The sequence below is a fragment of the Paenibacillus hemerocallicola genome, assembly GCF_006265175.1.
Taxonomy (GTDB): Bacteria; Bacillota; Bacilli; order Paenibacillales; family NBRC-103111; genus Paenibacillus_AB; species Paenibacillus_AB hemerocallicola.
On sequence record NZ_VDCQ01000059.1, the window covers coordinates 19,729 to 34,683 of the forward strand.

At 55.8% G+C, this 14,955-nt stretch carries 14 protein-coding genes; 6 read left to right on the plus strand and 8 right to left on the minus strand.

What is annotated here, in order from left to right:
* The first annotated feature begins 36 nt into the window (after window positions 1-36).
* Window positions 37-1,485 (plus strand): glycoside hydrolase family 88 protein, encoded by a 1,449-nt coding sequence (locus FE784_RS30615; RefSeq protein ID WP_139606069.1) that lies wholly within the window; start codon window positions 37-39, stop codon window positions 1,483-1,485.
* A 164-nt stretch (window positions 1,486-1,649) separates the two neighbouring features.
* Here FE784_RS30615 and FE784_RS30620 read toward each other — a convergent pair whose 3' ends face one another.
* The 3 genes from FE784_RS30620 to FE784_RS30625 form a co-directional block, all read right to left on the minus strand.
* Window positions 1,650-3,158 (minus strand): glycoside hydrolase family 88 protein, encoded by a 1,509-nt coding sequence (locus FE784_RS30620; protein WP_139606070.1) that lies wholly within the window; start codon window positions 3,156-3,158, stop codon window positions 1,650-1,652.
* A 438-nt stretch (window positions 3,159-3,596) separates the two neighbouring features.
* Entirely contained in the window at window positions 3,597-3,737 is a 141-nt protein-coding gene (locus FE784_RS41215; RefSeq protein ID WP_176706644.1) for a hypothetical protein, read from the minus strand.
* A gap of 241 nt (window positions 3,738-3,978) precedes the next feature.
* Window positions 3,979-5,313, minus strand: coding sequence for an ABC transporter substrate-binding protein (locus tag FE784_RS30625; protein ID WP_139606071.1), 1,335 nt, complete (start codon window positions 5,311-5,313; stop codon window positions 3,979-3,981).
* Between the two features lie 200 nt (window positions 5,314-5,513).
* Between FE784_RS30625 and FE784_RS30630 the strand changes: the two genes are divergently transcribed.
* From FE784_RS30630 to FE784_RS30640, 3 genes are all read left to right on the plus strand, one after another.
* Entirely contained in the window at window positions 5,514-5,846 is a 333-nt protein-coding gene (locus tag FE784_RS30630) for a hypothetical protein (RefSeq protein WP_139606072.1), read from the plus strand.
* On the plus strand, window positions 5,843-7,732 hold the full coding sequence (locus FE784_RS30635; RefSeq protein ID WP_139606073.1) for a helix-turn-helix domain-containing protein: 1,890 nt from the start codon (window positions 5,843-5,845) through the stop codon (window positions 7,730-7,732). The genes FE784_RS30630 and FE784_RS30635 overlap by 4 nt, the downstream gene beginning before the upstream one ends.
* A gap of 91 nt (window positions 7,733-7,823) precedes the next feature.
* Window positions 7,824-9,287 carry a serine hydrolase domain-containing protein gene (locus FE784_RS30640; protein ID WP_246132267.1) on the plus strand — a complete coding sequence of 488 codons (1,464 nt, stop codon included), beginning with the start codon at window positions 7,824-7,826 and terminating at the stop codon, window positions 9,285-9,287.
* Window positions 9,288-9,497: 210 nt separating this feature from the next.
* Here FE784_RS30640 and FE784_RS30645 read toward each other — a convergent pair whose 3' ends face one another.
* The 5 genes from FE784_RS30645 to FE784_RS30665 are packed head-to-tail and all read right to left on the minus strand — an operon-like array spanning window position 9,498 to window position 13,534.
* Window positions 9,498-10,010, minus strand: a complete 513-nt coding sequence (locus FE784_RS30645) for a hypothetical protein (protein ID WP_139606074.1) — start codon at window positions 10,008-10,010, stop codon at window positions 9,498-9,500.
* A gap of 3 nt (window positions 10,011-10,013) precedes the next feature.
* Window positions 10,014-10,853, minus strand: coding sequence for an ABC transporter permease subunit (locus tag FE784_RS30650; RefSeq protein WP_139606075.1), 840 nt, complete (start codon window positions 10,851-10,853; stop codon window positions 10,014-10,016).
* A complete protein-coding gene (locus FE784_RS30655; protein ID WP_139606076.1) occupies window positions 10,850-11,839 on the minus strand; it encodes an ABC transporter ATP-binding protein in 990 nt (329 codons plus the stop codon). The genes FE784_RS30650 and FE784_RS30655 overlap by 4 nt, the downstream gene beginning before the upstream one ends.
* Complete coding sequence (locus FE784_RS30660) at window positions 11,836-13,008, minus strand: hypothetical protein (protein WP_139606077.1); 1,173 nt, start codon at window positions 13,006-13,008, stop codon at window positions 11,836-11,838. Before FE784_RS30660 ends, FE784_RS30655 begins: the two co-directional genes overlap by 4 nt.
* Entirely contained in the window at window positions 12,965-13,534 is a 570-nt protein-coding gene (locus tag FE784_RS30665) for a sigma-70 family RNA polymerase sigma factor (RefSeq protein ID WP_139606078.1), read from the minus strand. Before FE784_RS30665 ends, FE784_RS30660 begins: the two co-directional genes overlap by 44 nt.
* A gap of 491 nt (window positions 13,535-14,025) precedes the next feature.
* Between FE784_RS30665 and FE784_RS30670 the strand changes: the two genes are divergently transcribed.
* A complete protein-coding gene (locus FE784_RS30670; protein WP_139606079.1) occupies window positions 14,026-14,478 on the plus strand; it encodes a VOC family protein in 453 nt (150 codons plus the stop codon).
* Between the two features lie 102 nt (window positions 14,479-14,580).
* Window positions 14,581-14,760, plus strand: a complete 180-nt coding sequence (locus tag FE784_RS30675; protein ID WP_139606080.1) for a hypothetical protein — start codon at window positions 14,581-14,583, stop codon at window positions 14,758-14,760.
* The last annotated feature ends 195 nt before the right edge of the window (window positions 14,761-14,955 follow it).

Below are 14,955 nucleotides of genomic sequence, written 5' to 3' on the forward strand. Positions count from 1 at the left end.
ACTTATACAGTCAGAAATTTGTTCGGAGGGAATTCGATGACCAACAAGGAAACCATACCCAATAAAAAGCATATTGCCGTCAGGACGGACGCCCCGGCATTGCCCGTACCGGCGGGTCACCGTATTCCTTACGGCTGGAAGACGATTGCGGTGGACCGTTCGGACAGCGGACGGGCTACCCGCTTGGAATGGGAGGGGCTCCCGTACGCAAGTTCCTCGGACAAAGCTTATTTCCGGATAACGGTTGCAAGCGACGTTCGGGAGGAGAAAAAAATCGAGGTGAGGCTTGCCCGGAGCGGGGAAGCGATCGGTACGTTCGATATCCGCTATGGCTATGTTACGCAGATTTTCGAGATTTGCTTCCCGACGGAGCTGCTGCCGGCGGTTGCCGCAGAAGGACTGTGCCTTCGGATGACGGAGGGCGAGGTGCCGTTATGGTTGTTTTGCGAATCCGGGCAGAGCGGGATTCCGGCCACGCTGCAGCCGCATATCCTTGTCGCGGAGAACGGCGACAAGCTCGGCTATTTCTATGAGGAGCTGAAATCGACGGCTTCGATCCAACCGTTCGGCTGGCTGGAGGGCTGCGTCGTAGACGGCCTGTATCAATTGGAGCAAGCGTACCCGGGCCAAGGCTGGCTGGAGACGTTTCTCGATCATATGAAGCTGTACTTCCCGCAGGGAGACACGCTCGTCATGGAAGATCATTTCGGCCACATATCGGACGGCGCGTTTTATTTGGACGAATCGACACTGCCGATCGCGATTATCGCGCAGGTATGGCCGGATCATCCGATCCTCGACAAAGCTACCCGGTACTGGTCGACGACAACTCATGCGATCACCGCGGAAGGCTGCTACACGATGGCGTATCCGATGACGGTGATCGCGCGGTTGCGCAGCGACCCGGAGCTGGCCAGGCAAGCGACTCGCATCCTGATAGAGCGCATGGAGCAATTGGCGGAGGCCGACGGTCTGTGGCAATGCTATAGACCGGGCTCGAATGCGGACCGCTATTACAACTGGGCGCGCGCGTATGCCTGGTACATGCTCGGAATAACGAGGTCGCTGCTGAATTTGCGTACTTTTGCCGATGAACTCGAAGGTTTGGATGCTTTGGAGGAGGAAGTCCGGCGAGTAGCCATTCACGCCTTGGGACTTCAGCATAGCGACGGATTGTGGTTCTGCTTCGTACATGAACCGCATACGGAGATCGATACGTCCGGCTCGGCCGGCATGGCCGCGGCGCTCGCTCTCGGCGCCAGACACGGCATTTTGCCGGATGCCGCCATGAAAGCCGCGAATCGGGCGTATGAGGGGCTGCAGTCCTATTTGACGCCAGATGGCTTGCTCGGCGGAGTGGCGCAGAACAACCGGGGCGGCGAAGCATTGCAAAAATCGGGGTATCGCGTCATTTCCCAGATGGCGATGGGACTGATGGGCCAGCTGGCGGCGGAGATCAGTCGCGAATCGAAGTCGGGAGAATAAGCTCGTTTAATCAGACATAGTGTTCGTACGGACAAGGATTATCCCTCATCATCGGATAATCCTTGTTTTTATGTTTCGACGATAAGAATCCGTTAAGCGGACACCGAAAGAGCCGATTTCCGAGAAATCGGCTCTTATCCGGTCGCGGTCCAGCCGCTCGATTCTTACTTTCCTTGCAGCTGCGATATTGGGCAAGGAAGCGCAGCCGCCAGCTGTCCCATCAGCCCCATCGCCATTTGGCTGATCGTGCGATAGCCGCTTTTCTGCAGCGCTTCGCCGCCCCGGTTGTTTTGCGCGGAGCCGGACAGCAGTCCGTCGGGCGTGAGGCAATGCCGCAACGCTTGAAAGGCTCGCTCCGCCGCCGCCATAGCTTCGGCCCCGACCGTATCCGGCAAAATGCCGTGCCGCGCTTCGAGCGCAAGCGCCGCGGCGATGCCGGCAGAGCCGGAGGTGTCCGGCCCCGTAGCTTCCTCGTCGATGAAGCAGGACCACAGTCCGTCCGGACGCTGCGACAGCATCATCACCTGCGCCATTCTTCGTATTTCTTGCTCTACCGTCTCCAGCTGCTCCAACGCCATATTCGCCTCGCGCAAAGCGATCGCGGATCGCGTAAAGCCCAAAGTATACCAGGCGCAAGCCCGCGCCCAATTGCGATACATATACTGCCGCTGCCAGACGCCCCACTCGGCGGCGAGGTTCTCCTTGCGCTCCAGCAGGATGCGGACGGACAGCTCGGCCAGATCGGCTCGTCCGCGCTGCCCGGCGATGACCGCCAGCGGATAGCCCACCGTGTAGCAGCCCTCCGTCGTCATTCCGTGCTTATTCGTCTGCCAGAATGAAATAGCGTCCTCCACAATCGGATGATCGGGCCATACTCTGGTTATAAGGGCGAGCGGCAGTGTCGATTCGTGAGAATAAAACCGGCCGTCCGAAATATCGCTAAGGTGATTTTCTATAACCAGCTTATCTCCCGCGGGAAAATACAGCCGCAGATGCCCGAGCAACGCATCGAGCCAGCCATTGTCGGGACAGACTGCATCCAGCTGGAACAAACCGTCAAGCACGCATCCTTCCAGCCAGCCAAAAGGTTGAATGGAGGAGAACGATTTCAGCTGCACATAAAATTCGGCGAGACGATCGCTTCTGCCGCTTTCGTCATCCTCGCTGTTTTCACCTATTTCATCATTTCCGCCGTTTTGACCGACCAGAAGCACATGAGGCTGCAGCGTATCCGGAATTTCACTAGAAGCGGGATCGCAGAACATCCAGAACGGCTGCTCCCCGGCAGCCATCCGCAAGTCCAGACCTTCGTTGATGATTGCGTCCATGTCCTCGCCGGGAATCGGAATTTCGAAGATCTGATGTACATAGGCGTAACGAATATCGAACGTGCCGACAAGCTTCCCGCTGCCGGCCAGCGTGACCTCGATTCGTTTCTCCTCGCGCACATCGCATGCCGTACAAATCCGCAAGAAGGCTTGCCTTACGGCACAGCCGGGCATATTCGCCGTCTGCGGCCAACGGAGCCGGGTACGGTTGCCGCGGGCGGAGCTGTCGATCGCCACCGACTTCCAGCCGAATGGAACCCGCTTTCCTTCCGGAACTTGAAGAGCGGGGGCAAACTCGCATAGTAGCGGGTATTTGCCGGGGCGGACGGATTTTGTTCCTTTCAACTGCAGACACCTCCATAGGTTGACGGTCTTCCCGGCCGCAGCCGGGATACCGGACAGAGCCGGGCTACCGGACAGAGCCGGGCTACCGGACAGAGCTTGGAAACGATATAAACCTTAAAAGTCCGGTGAACAACTACAACTCTCGCGAAGTATCCCGAGAAGGCTATCGAATGACAGCGAGGGCGATGACTTCTGAACATAACTGTAAAACATGCAGTAAAATTCAGGAAAATAGCGAATCTTACTGAAATAGATGGAAAACATGCATTAGAATCGTTAATATACCGGAAAATCGGTGAGAACGGGTAAAAATAGCTGTATATTTTCCAGTTCACTACCCCACAAAGGGCAACTCTTTATTAAATTACCTGCATGTTTTCCAGTTGTTTTGGCGGACCTCGCTTTTTCCCTGACTTGTTGTTCCGCGTCCTGCCCGAATCAAGGCACGATGTTGAACAGCTCGGCATCGTCGAGGAACAATTCCTCGGAAGCGGTCATGCCGTCCACGATTACGATAAACTGCACGCTCCCGACCTGCTGATTGTTGAGTACGGCAAGGATTTCCTCCATAATCTGCATATCGATCCGACCGTTTCTCGCTTCGGCCAGCGGCCGCTCGTCGTTGACCAGGGTGGCGATGTTGGCTCCCGAAACGTTTTTGATATTATAGTTGAGCTGGACGTGGCGTTCGTGTCCGCCGTATTCCGGGAAACAAAGCGGCGAACAGGATGAGAATCAGGGCCGCCGTGGCGATCGTCCGGATGGAGCGAGAATGGATCGGCATAGGATTGCGCCACCTTTCGTTAGAGTAAGTTTGAGTTTACTTCTTCTCGCCCGTCGCGATTTGATCCGCCTCGATCTGTTTATTCGTTTTCTCCGCCGCTTCCCGCAAGGCCGAGTTGATATCCTTCTTGCCGAGTACGAAGTCGTAGAAAGCCGTCGTCAGCGCCGCGCTGGCCACGGTGTTGTATTTGCTCTCGATCATGTTCGGCGCATGGATTTTCGGCAGCAACGCCTTGAAGTTTTTGCCCGTGTAGTCGGAGCCTTCCTGTCCGAAAGCCGCCTTGATCGAATCGTTGTTCAAGACGGTGAACACTCCTTTTTTGGACTGCTTCAGCTGGAATTCGTCCGAGGTCAAGTAAGCCAGCACTTCAAAAGCGTCGTCCTTGTGCTTGCTCTTGCCGGTCACGTAAAATTGTACGGGATAAGACTGCGGACCTACGTCCGGGAAGTCCTTGAAGATCGGGAACGACACATAATCGTAGTTTTTCATATCCGGGATGAGATGGGCGCCGCTGACGGGAAGCCACATGGCGACGGTTTGGGCTTTCTCCCATTCCGTCTTTTGCGGTGTAAGCGAAGCGATCTTGTCGCTCATGTCGTAGCCCTGGATTTGATAAAATCGGGCCATGTTTTCGAGAAAGCCCTTCCATTTTCCATTTTCAAAATCGGCCTTTTTCGTAACGGGGTTAATCAGATTCAAAGAGAGCTGGTTGCGGTTGATCAAATGCCCGACGGAGGCGAAAAGCCCGCGGTACTGCACGCCGCCTTCGTTGCGCGTCATCTTTTTCGCCAGCTCGAATACTTCGTCCCAGTTCATGCAGTCCTTCGGGTAAGCGACCCCGAATTTATCGAACAAATCTTTGTTGTACACGAGCGCGGCGGGGCTCATCGAGGTCGGGATATCATAGATGCCTCCTCCGGCCATCTGCTTGGACAGTCCGACGACCGACGGGTCGAGCCGGTTCGTATCGTACTTGTACTTTTTGATTAACGGCGTAATATCGTATTGCAGGTCGAATTTGGCGATCGTATCGTTAAACGAGGCGGGCGGCGCGGCAATAATGTCCAGCGGCATGCCGGATATGACGGTGTCTTCGATTTTGCTGCCGCGCATAAGCAGCTTCAGCTTGATGTGCGGAAACTTTCTCTCGATATCGTTCCCGTAGTATTCCATGAAATAGTCGTTATCCCAGGCGAAGTTCTGGTTTTGAATGACGAGCTCGACCGGCTCTTTCGGTTTGAGCTCTGCCGTCGTCTTGCCGTTTCCCCTTTCATCTGTCCCGTCCGTACGGCTGCAAGCCCCCAGTATCGCGCCCGCGCCGACGAGCGCGGCGAGCGCAAGTACCGTCCCCGTTTTGATCCGTTTCGACATGGCGTATCGTTCCCCTTTTTCGTTCGAATGGTGTTGCCCTTTCAGTATTCAATATTTGGGCGGCGATAACTATTTCAAATCGTTAATATTTATTACACATCTTTAATCAAGGCCGTTAATTCGCTTACTTTCGGCGAGGAAGCGTGCTACCATAGATGAACAGACCCTTGGTCCCCACTGTATGAAACAGGAGGTAGTTGGTGTTGCCATTCGGTTTCAGGCTCGCTCTTCGCAATGTATATTTTCGGAGGCTGATCATTTCATTCAGCGCCATTACGCTGGTCATCTCCTGCTTTTGCGGAGCGATACTTGTCCATAGAGGGCTGCAGGCCATCGACGACAATTTCTCCCGGACGGGCATCGCCCAGTTGAACGAGGTGCGAACCTACATGGAGAGCACGTATCTCAACAGCTACAAAACGGCTTTGATCGGCGACGTTCTTTCTACGATCAATCCATATGGCCCGGAGGATGTCCTCTACTCGCTGTACGGCAATCATAGTCCGAATCTATCCAAATCTTTCGCCTTGTGAACCATCTGAAATCTGCCGTTACAGCTAACGAGGGAATCGACGGCATATCGATTTATTTCAATAAAATGGGCTATATCGTCGATCAGGAATCCTTCTATGAAGCGTCGAAGCATTCTTCCAAATATGGGCTGATCGCGAATCTGGACTCGATGCCTCTGCAGCGATGGTTCCCGCATACGGTTTCTTACGGCGACGGTTATGAGGAGACGGTGCTCACTTATGCGCATACCTTTCCTCTTCATGCGGATCGCGGCAATATTGAAGGCTACGTCTTCATCGATATGTTGGCGGACCAGGCTCGCGGCGTTCTGGATGCGCTGCGGCGCGATCCGGCGGAGAAGCTGTACATGTACAGCAGCCGGGACGAATGGGCCATCGGTTCGAGCAATGTGCCGGAGCGGCAGCTGGCGGCTTTTCAAAGAAACATGGAGTCCGGTCCCAAGGTCGGCAAGCAATCCGACGGAACTTACTTCAGCTACATCGCCGCCGCCGATCCCAGGCTGGATTGGATGTTCGCTTCCGTGCGGCCGGCCGCGGCTATTGCGCCAGCGCAGCAGGACATGTACGTGCAGGCCATTCTCGTCTGTATCGGCATATGGATCATCGGGATCGTACTCTCGTATGCGATATCTTTGAAATCCTACGAGCCCGTGCGGCATATGCTGATCAGGCTGAGGGAAATGAACAGCGGTCCTATGCCGAGCCACCCGCACAATGAATTTAAAATGGTGGATCACGTCCTGACGGGTCTGAACGCGACGATCAAGAAGTTGACCGGACAGGTGGACGGAAACAAGCTTCATGCTTTACTCAGCGGGCATTTGCTGCCGAACGAGCTTCCCGAATATTTGCAAGCCCGTTCCAGGTATGCGGTAGCGAAGGTGAGGCTCGAGAACGGCAGCGTGGAGCATTGGAGTTCCAGATTTCGTCACATCCCGTCCCCTTTCCCGCATAAAGTGGTCGTCAAGCATGAGGGAGAGCTCTGCATTCTTTATTATGCCTTGGATGGCGGCGAGCGGGAAAGTCGACGCATTCATGAGCATTTGGCCGCCGTGTTGGAGGCGGGGGAGGAGGGGGCCGCATTCGCCGCCGGTATTGGAAGCGTTTGCGATCATGCGGAAGGGATTCCGGCTTCGTATGAGCAGGCCCGGCAGGCGCTGGGCTACGTATTCATCGAAGAGATCGACCGTATTATTCCTTACGAGGAGATTTGCTCGCGGACGGAGATGCCGACCCTCCATTACGAGCCTTTCGAGCAAGCGCTGCGGGCGGGCAATCTACAGGCCGTGGAGCAATTTATCGACGAATTCGGCAAAATCATGAAAGGTTCCCGTTACCCTCTGGAAGCGATCGAGCTGTCGCTTCTGCAGATGACGGTTACGATGTCGAAGGTCATTATCGACATGAATACTCAAGAAAGCATGTTTTCCTCCTCCTTGCTATTTCGCGACAGGAAGAAGGAGACGTTCGCCCGGACGCTCGACGGCATCCGCGACCAGAGCATCCAGATTGCCCTGCACATTCAACAGCATCTGCTTCACAACATCCAATACGAAACGATATACAAGCTGAAGTCTTACATCGATTCCCACTTGCAGGAAGACGTATCGCTCGACCGTCTGGCCGAGCTCGCGTCCTTGTCGCCCCAATATATATCCAAGCAGTTTAAAGAGGTGTTGCAGGTTTCTTTTATCGAATATTTGACAAATGCGCGTATGGAGCGGGCTTGCGAGCTGTTGGGCGGGTCGGCGATGCCGGTGACCGAGATCGCCGGCCAGACGGGATTCAACAACGTCCCGTATTTCTGCTCCAAATTCAAGCATATATACGGAGTTACGCCGATCCAATACAGAAAGTCTTTGAAGAAAGCACCGGAGCCGACTTAGGTTCCCTTAGATCAAGGAAACTCAAAACAACCTGTCCGAAGCTTTGAAAACCGTAGTCTTTATTTTCAATATAAAGAGAGGTAGAGAACGTTTGAATCGATTAAAAAGCGATATCCCGGAGAACCACGGTCTTCCTTCAAAGGCGCTTTCGCGGTTTTTTGACAGGATAGAAGAAAAACATTTGCAGGTGAATAGCTTTATGCTGCTTCAGGATGGTCAAGTAACCGCGCGCATGTGGCGTGCACCTTATCGGCCGGATTCCCCGCAATTGTTGTATTCCCTTAGCAAAAGCATCACTTCAATAGCTGTTGGCATAGCGGCGGATAACGGATATTTGCAATTGGACGATCAGGTTATTAATTTTTTCCTTGAACGATGTCCTGAGAGAATATCGGACAATTTGTCGAAGATGACGATCCACCATCTTTTGTCGATGAACACGGGTCATCGTTTCAATATTTACAATGCCGTAACCGGGGAGAAGGACTGGGTAAGATCCTTTTTGTCTATGGAAGTGGAATGCGAGCCGGGGAGTCATTATTCGTACAATACGCCTGCCGCATACATGCTGTCGGCTATTATTCGGCAAGCGACCGGTCAACATTTGGTCGATTTCCTGATGCCCCGGTTGTTCAAACCATTGGGAATCGAGCGCCCGGTATGGGAAACTTGTCCGATGGGCATTGCCGCCGGAGGCATGGGATTGAGTCTGACAACCGAGGACGTGGCCAAGATTGGTCAGCTGCTGCTGGACAAGGGCAAGGTTGAAGGCAAAGCAGTTGTTTCCGAAGCTTATGTGGCTATGGCTACCCGAGAACAAAGCGATAACCGCCATGGAGCAACCGAAATCGATTCTGCTCAAGGCTACGGCTATCAATTTCATTTAGGTCGCAGAGGCTGCTACAGGGGCGGCGGTTCATTCGGCCAGCTTTGCTTTGTGGCGCCCGAACCACGTATCGTTATTGTGGCAACGGCGGCTTTCGGCAAGGGGCAGAGCCAGACGTTACTCGATTTGATCTATGAGCATATAATCGATGAGTTGGATCGTAGCCATATCGCTCGATCACTTACAGCCGATAGTGCCGCTCTCTGGCAACGCTTTGCCGATATGGAGTATCCGGTCCCGGCACCCCACCCGATCCCGGGCGACTTACCGGATCTGGACGGTCGCTGTTACAGGTTAGCGGACAATCCGGAGAGGCTACACAGGCTCGATTTCGCTCGTCAAGGGGAACGGTTGGAGGTTCGGCTTTGTTACGAGGAGCGCGAGAATCGGGTACTCGAATTTGACTTCCGACTTCCGGTACATATACAAGATACGTTTGTGAAAGATTTGGCCATACACCGGCAAGAAGCTGTCACACATGCCGTATGGCACGATAGCACAACGTTGAAGTTGATCTTGTTATATATCGAAACCCCGTACTGCGTGAATTATACGATACAATTCAATGAAAGAGGCATTGATCTTCATTTTCATATCAATGTTTCATTGACGCTAAGGGACTATCGGGCTTCGGGAATGCTCGTAGAGAAAGATCTAAGATCTGAATGATCAGAGTTGGCTATCTGGGCATATCGCCCGCAACAAGTTTGAAACGTTCCCTTTAGAGCTGGAAAGACTTCCGAATTTGCAGTACGTCCATTCGGATGCCTGAAATATCTACTGATTCTAGCCGGCCCGCAGACCGCCTTTTACAAGGATTCATGCTTGTTTTACAACAGACCTGCGCAGGGAGCGGGTCTGTTTTTCCATGTGCGGCTTTTAGTCAATTTCAAAAGTGAAGCCGGAGGGCGTGCGCGTATTGTTCAGCAGCGGTTCGGTCACGGTTTCGCCTCCGCTCACCGTATAGCTGACGGTATCCGGCCGCCGCTCCAGCGTAACCTTATAACGGCCCGGGCCGACCGGCCGGCCTTCGCCGTCAACCGGATTCCAGGGGACGACGAAGCTGTAATAGGATCCGTCATGGAGCGGCCCTTCGATAGTCGGCAGCGTCGTTTCATAAACGGACGATACGGGCCGACCGGCATCGTCGATATAGGCTTGTCCGAGGGCACCCTGGCGGAGGTGTTCGAGCTGCGGCACGAGCTTCGCCAACTGGTGGCGGGGATTTCCGTGTGCTGTACGTCCAGCATGGACATGTCCCCGTCCAGTGCGGCTGCCTTGCTGGTGCCGCATACCTGCTGCATGATGATCCCGCTCGTCCGCGACCCCTTCCGTGAGAACGACGCGGTTTGGGCCCAACTGCTCCATGGCATCGCCCACCGGCAGGGTCAAGCGCTACAGATCCTTCCGGCTGAACGCCCGGCACCCCAGCAAGAGCAGAACCGCCGCATACCCCACCGTATACAGGAGGAAGGCATTCGAAGGAACACTCGGTATGGTAAAAGGCCCCATGTCAGCCGTCGCCAACCCGGCCCAATCCGCTCCCCCCAGAACCTCGTAGAGGCTTCTTCGGTAGACCGAGTCCGTGGGCAGGAGAAGCCCGGTCAGAAGGACGAATTTTTCCACTGCGGGGTTGGTCCCTCCATAACTCGATACCCCTTCGACCAGCCCGTTGAAAAGGGCAAACCCGTATAGCAAGGCTGCGCAGATCCCGTTCCCCAGCATCGGCAAATAAACGGAGCCCAGCATGGTCAGCGTGAGGAGAAGGAGCGGCATCCAGAGAAACAGCCCGAGGCCTCTCAGCAGGTCCCCCGCCAGTACGGGAAGTCCGGCCAGGCTGTGGATGGTCCAGACCACGGAAACGAACAGGGCTGTGCTGTACACGACGATCCAGACGGCGTGGCCCAGCCATTTGGCCAGATAGAGCTTCCAACGGGGGATGGGGCGGGCGGCGACGGCCAGCAGCAGGCCGTTCTCCTGCTCGCCCGTGACGGTTCCCATAGCTGAGAAAAGCACGAAGAAGGCCGCAAGGAATTGCGAGAAAAAAAGTCCCAGCACCATCAGCACCATGCTGTTCAGCAATCGTTCGGCGGGTGAGTCTTGCCCGGCCATGCCGGACAGCTCCCGGACCCCGAAGGCGAACAGGACCAGAAAGACGAAGGTCAGAATTAGCGTGACCAGAAACACCCGCTTGCGGGTCAGTTCCTTGAAGGTGGCGGAGATATACATGGTCATTGCGGGACACCTCCTTGGCGGGACCCGGCCATCCGGAGGAACCAGGCCTCCAGGCTGTTCGGCTCGGGGCCGGATTCGTAGAGCGTCAGGCCGCTCCGGAAGAACAGGGAACACAGGTAGCCGGCCTGCTCCCGGTCCGTTACGCGGGCGGTCAACAGGGCGTTGCCGCTCTCGTCGGCCTCGACCAGGCGCAGCAGGGAGGAGAGAGAGCCGCCGACCGCGTCGTTCAGCTCCGCCCACGTCTCCGGGAGCCAGCCGCCGAGCCGGAAGCGCCAGCCGACACCGCTGTCCCCACTATCACCGGTGCCGCTGAGCAGCTTGTGCAGAGGACCCGACGCCAGCAGCTCTCCTCCGTACAGGAACGCGGCTTCATCGCACAGCTCCTCCACATCCTCCAACAGATGGGTGTTGAGGAAAATCGTCACGCCCCTGCCCCGGAGCCGCTTCAGCAGACTGCGGATCTCGTAGCGACCGACGGGGTCCAGAGCCGATGCGGGTTCGTCCAGGATCATCAGCTCGGGATCCAGGAGCAGGGCGGCAGCCAGGCCGAGGCGCTGCTGCATTCCCTTGGAGAAGCCGCCGACCCGACGGTCTGCGGCTTCGGACAAGCCGACCAGCTCCAAAGTGTCCCGTACCCGGATTCGGAAAGCGGGCGCCCGTGTTTCCTGCGGGCTCAGCCCTCCCAGTTGACCATGGAAGCGGAGCACCTCCGCCGGGGTCAGCCAATCCTGAAAGCGGAACAGCTCGGGCAAATACCCGAGCTTGCGCCGTGCCTCCGGCAGGCCGAGGGGCTGCCCCAGTACGTTGGCCCGCCCGGAGTCGGGACGGTGGAGGCCGGCCAGCATTTTGACGAAGGTGCTTTTGCCGGCACCGTTGGGTCCCAGCAGTCCGAAGATGCAGCCCTCCGGCACCTGCAGGGTGATGCCGCGGCAGCCGCCGCGGCCGTTGTAGGTTTTGGTCAATTGTTCCGTGTCGATCATCATCATGGCTGGACAAGCTCCTCCGCGGCCCGCTGGAAGTTGGATTCCGTAGGGAAATCCTTCATCTCGCCGCTCAGCAGACCCATTCGGTCCCCGGCGAGCCAGAGCAGATAACGATTCCTGCCGTCCGCGGTCATGACCGCATCATGTCCGCCCAGCCGGAGGCTGGTGGTCACGCCGTCCCGGGCCGGAACCGGCAGGGTGCTCTGCCAATCGCCGATGGCCGCCAGCTTGGTCCGCAGGCTGTCCGGCAGCACGGGCAGTCCCAGTACCGCCTCTCGGACGGTTGCCGCATCGATGCCGTCCTCCACGGTCAGCTCCGGCTTGCCGAATTGGAGCAGCCGCACCGGCTTTCCCGACAAGGTGCCTTCTGTGGCAATGCCGTCCGGGATGTGCAGCCGGATAACCTTGCCGTCCGCTTCGTCGGGCAGGGTGGTGGTGCTGCCCAAACGGGTGAGCAGCCGGTTGACCGAATTCACATTCAGTTTGAAGGTAAGCGTGGTAGCCGGCTGGTAGGCGGGGTCGGTGGGGTTCCCCAGTCGGAGCAACTTGGCGTCCATCCGTGTTTCCGCTTCGCTCCAGGTTATGGTATGGGTCTCCCCGCCGCCGGATTGGGTCAAGGTGCCGTATTGGGCCAAGTTGAAGCTCCGGTCTCCCTCAGGCGAGCCGCGGTCCAGTAGGCTAGAGATGGTCGCCATGTCATCCGCCGTGATCCCGACTCCGACCATATGCTGGATGCGGAAGGTTTGCTGCATGGCGGCCAGTGCCCGGTCCCCCAGGGGGGTGGTGAACAGGCCGATAACGATGACAGCTGCGGCAACTCCGGCGGTCAGTCTCCGAAGCCTGCGCTTGACCGGTCTTTCCGTCCGCCAGACACCGTGCGCCTCGTTATGCCTTACCGCACTTAGAGTGCCTGTTGCTCCGACAACCGTAGATTCTTGTGTCACCCGGGATGTTTCCGTCTGCTTCATCTCAACCGCACCATCCTTCTCGTGATTATTTTGATTCCCATCCAATCGTGCCTGGCTCCTTGTTTCGTCCGAACGCAGACCTTCTTCCGCCTGCCTCCAAAACGCCGGAACCGGCTCCCTGGCCGCCAGCCTCTCGAACCGGTCCCAAGCCCGGTCCGTATCAAAAACCGGATCCCCGCCGGTCCGCTTCGCTTCGTCCGCCATCTTGCCGCTCCTCCTCCTGCCCGTATTTTTTCTTCAGCCGTTCCTCCGCCCGGGCCAGCAGCGTGCCGACAATCTTCGGGTTGACCTCCAGCCGGAGGGCAATCTCCTCGTAGCTGTACCCTTCCTCCCGAAGCAGAAGGGCGGTCCGGTCCCGGTCCGAGAGCTTCTGCAGCACCCGGCGGACCACGTCTTTTTCCCATTCGCGGATGACCTCCGTCTCTCCCGAAGGGGTGGCGCCTTCCGACCAAGCCGCCACGCGGGCGGTTTCCTTTTCCAATAACGCCTTGCCAGACGATCGATGTCTCAAATAATCGTAGCCGACCCGGGTCAGCACCCGGTGCAGCCAAGCGCCGACGGCCTCCAGCCGGTCCGGAGGGCTCCGGTATAGCCGCAGGAACACCTCTTGGGCCAAATCCTCCGCCGTCGCATAATCGCCGGTCAACGCGTAGAGCTTCCGCGCCACCCCGGGGTAATGCTCCCGGAACAAGCGCTGGAACAGCTCGGGTACCTGTGCGCCTTCCTCCATGTTGCCGCCGTCCCCCCTTTCGATTATAAGACGGATGCCGGATCGATTTTGTAGCAGTCAAAAAAGGCAATTCCCATTTTGTTGCCCCTTCTTTGCGGAATCTCTTCCGCCATGGTTGAGAAAGTCCTGTTCGCCTTGCTAGTCGGTACGATGCAGTTATTATGTACATGAATCGGATCGTCGCGGTGGTTACCCCAAGCACCCTATACCATGCCAATTTTCCGCCTGAATAGATATGGGTACGTTACATTTTCCGTCCGGGTCCTTCAAATCCTTTTTTCTGTCATCCCTTTGTTTGCCGGAAGCGCATGGTTACCCACTGGAGCGGATCAAGCGGGCACCGTAATGAATCGTTTGGGTACGCAGGATGTTAAAAGGCTAAACACTATCAGGAATTTAAAAAAACACAGATACACTGACATACTGGTGTCAGTCATGGTTGCTTATAGTGGTATTAATAACCAGCAATAATCTTGGGAGGAAACTTGAATATGAGCATAAAACATACATTACGAGGATTTGCGACCATCAGTTACTGGGCAGAAGATATGGAGGCGGCAAAGGCTTGGTACTCAGAGCTGCTGGGCAGAGCGCCCTACTTCGAACGTTCAGGGCCTGACGGTAAGCTGGCCTATGTCGAGTTTCGCATAGGGGACTATCAGCACGAACTGGGGTTGATCCATCGTCGTTTTGCACCGGCACAAGCAACGGCTGGTTCCGGTGGTGCCATTATGTACTGGCATGTAGATGATATAGAAGCCGCACTTAACAATTTGAAGGCCATGGGAGCGGAAGAGTACGAACCACTCGTATACCGCGGAGAGGGATTCATCACGGCTTCCGTCATAGATCCTTTCGGAAACGTGCTTGGTATTATGTACAATTCTCACTATTTGGAGATGCTGAATTCCAGAATTCAGAGAGGTGACCCGAACATTGGGTAGCTGGAACAACCAAATTACCTGCATAAAGGATCGGGATATCGGAATAATAGTAGGTGTTTAAATACTAGCAGGTACAAAGAAATCTAAACAAAGGAGTTTCAAATGGAAAAAAGCGGGCATAAACCGGTTATCGATTCTGAGGGTCGAAACGAAATGAATGGTGACGGAGCACCGATAATTTTGGACGGACAGGCAACCGAAAAGGTTCCAAGTGAGCCAAGTTTAATGGAACGAACAAAAGAGGTAATGGAGAACATAGGAACAAAGATAAACGGTATTTGAGGCAAGGCTTGAACGCAAGTCGAATCAATTGGATCGACTTTTAAGGCTCCCGCCTGACAAGCGACGGTGGGGAGCTCGGAAGAATGCCCCTCAGGAGGGGCACTATTTCCGACCGGAGCCTGCTCTACGGCTTACTTGTGTTTCCTTAATTCGATTTGAGCTTGTTCGATGTTTGTGGTAGAAAGGGACCGCCGC

Excerpts from the sequence above, each read along its gene's own strand:
- FE784_RS30615 (WP_139606069.1), top strand. The coding sequence starts at position 37 with ATGACCAACAAGGAAACCATACCCAATAAAAAGCATATTGCCGTCAGG.
- FE784_RS41215 (WP_176706644.1), bottom strand. The coding sequence starts at position 3,737 with ATGCAGATTATGGAGGAAATCCTTGCCGTACTCAACAATCAGCAGGTC.
- FE784_RS30625 (WP_139606071.1), bottom strand. The coding sequence starts at position 5,313 with ATGTCGAAACGGATCAAAACGGGGACGGTACTTGCGCTCGCCGCGCTC.
- FE784_RS30650 (WP_139606075.1), bottom strand. The coding sequence starts at position 10,853 with ATGACCATGTATATCTCCGCCACCTTCAAGGAACTGACCCGCAAGCGG.
- FE784_RS30655 (WP_139606076.1), bottom strand. The coding sequence starts at position 11,839 with ATGATGATGATCGACACGGAACAATTGACCAAAACCTACAACGGCCGC.
- FE784_RS30660 (WP_139606077.1), bottom strand. The coding sequence starts at position 13,008 with ATGGCGGACGAAGCGAAGCGGACCGGCGGGGATCCGGTTTTTGATACG.
- FE784_RS30665 (WP_139606078.1), bottom strand. The coding sequence starts at position 13,534 with ATGGAGGAAGGCGCACAGGTACCCGAGCTGTTCCAGCGCTTGTTCCGG.
- FE784_RS30670 (WP_139606079.1), top strand. The coding sequence starts at position 14,026 with ATGAGCATAAAACATACATTACGAGGATTTGCGACCATCAGTTACTGG.
- FE784_RS30675 (WP_139606080.1), top strand. The coding sequence starts at position 14,581 with ATGGAAAAAAGCGGGCATAAACCGGTTATCGATTCTGAGGGTCGAAAC.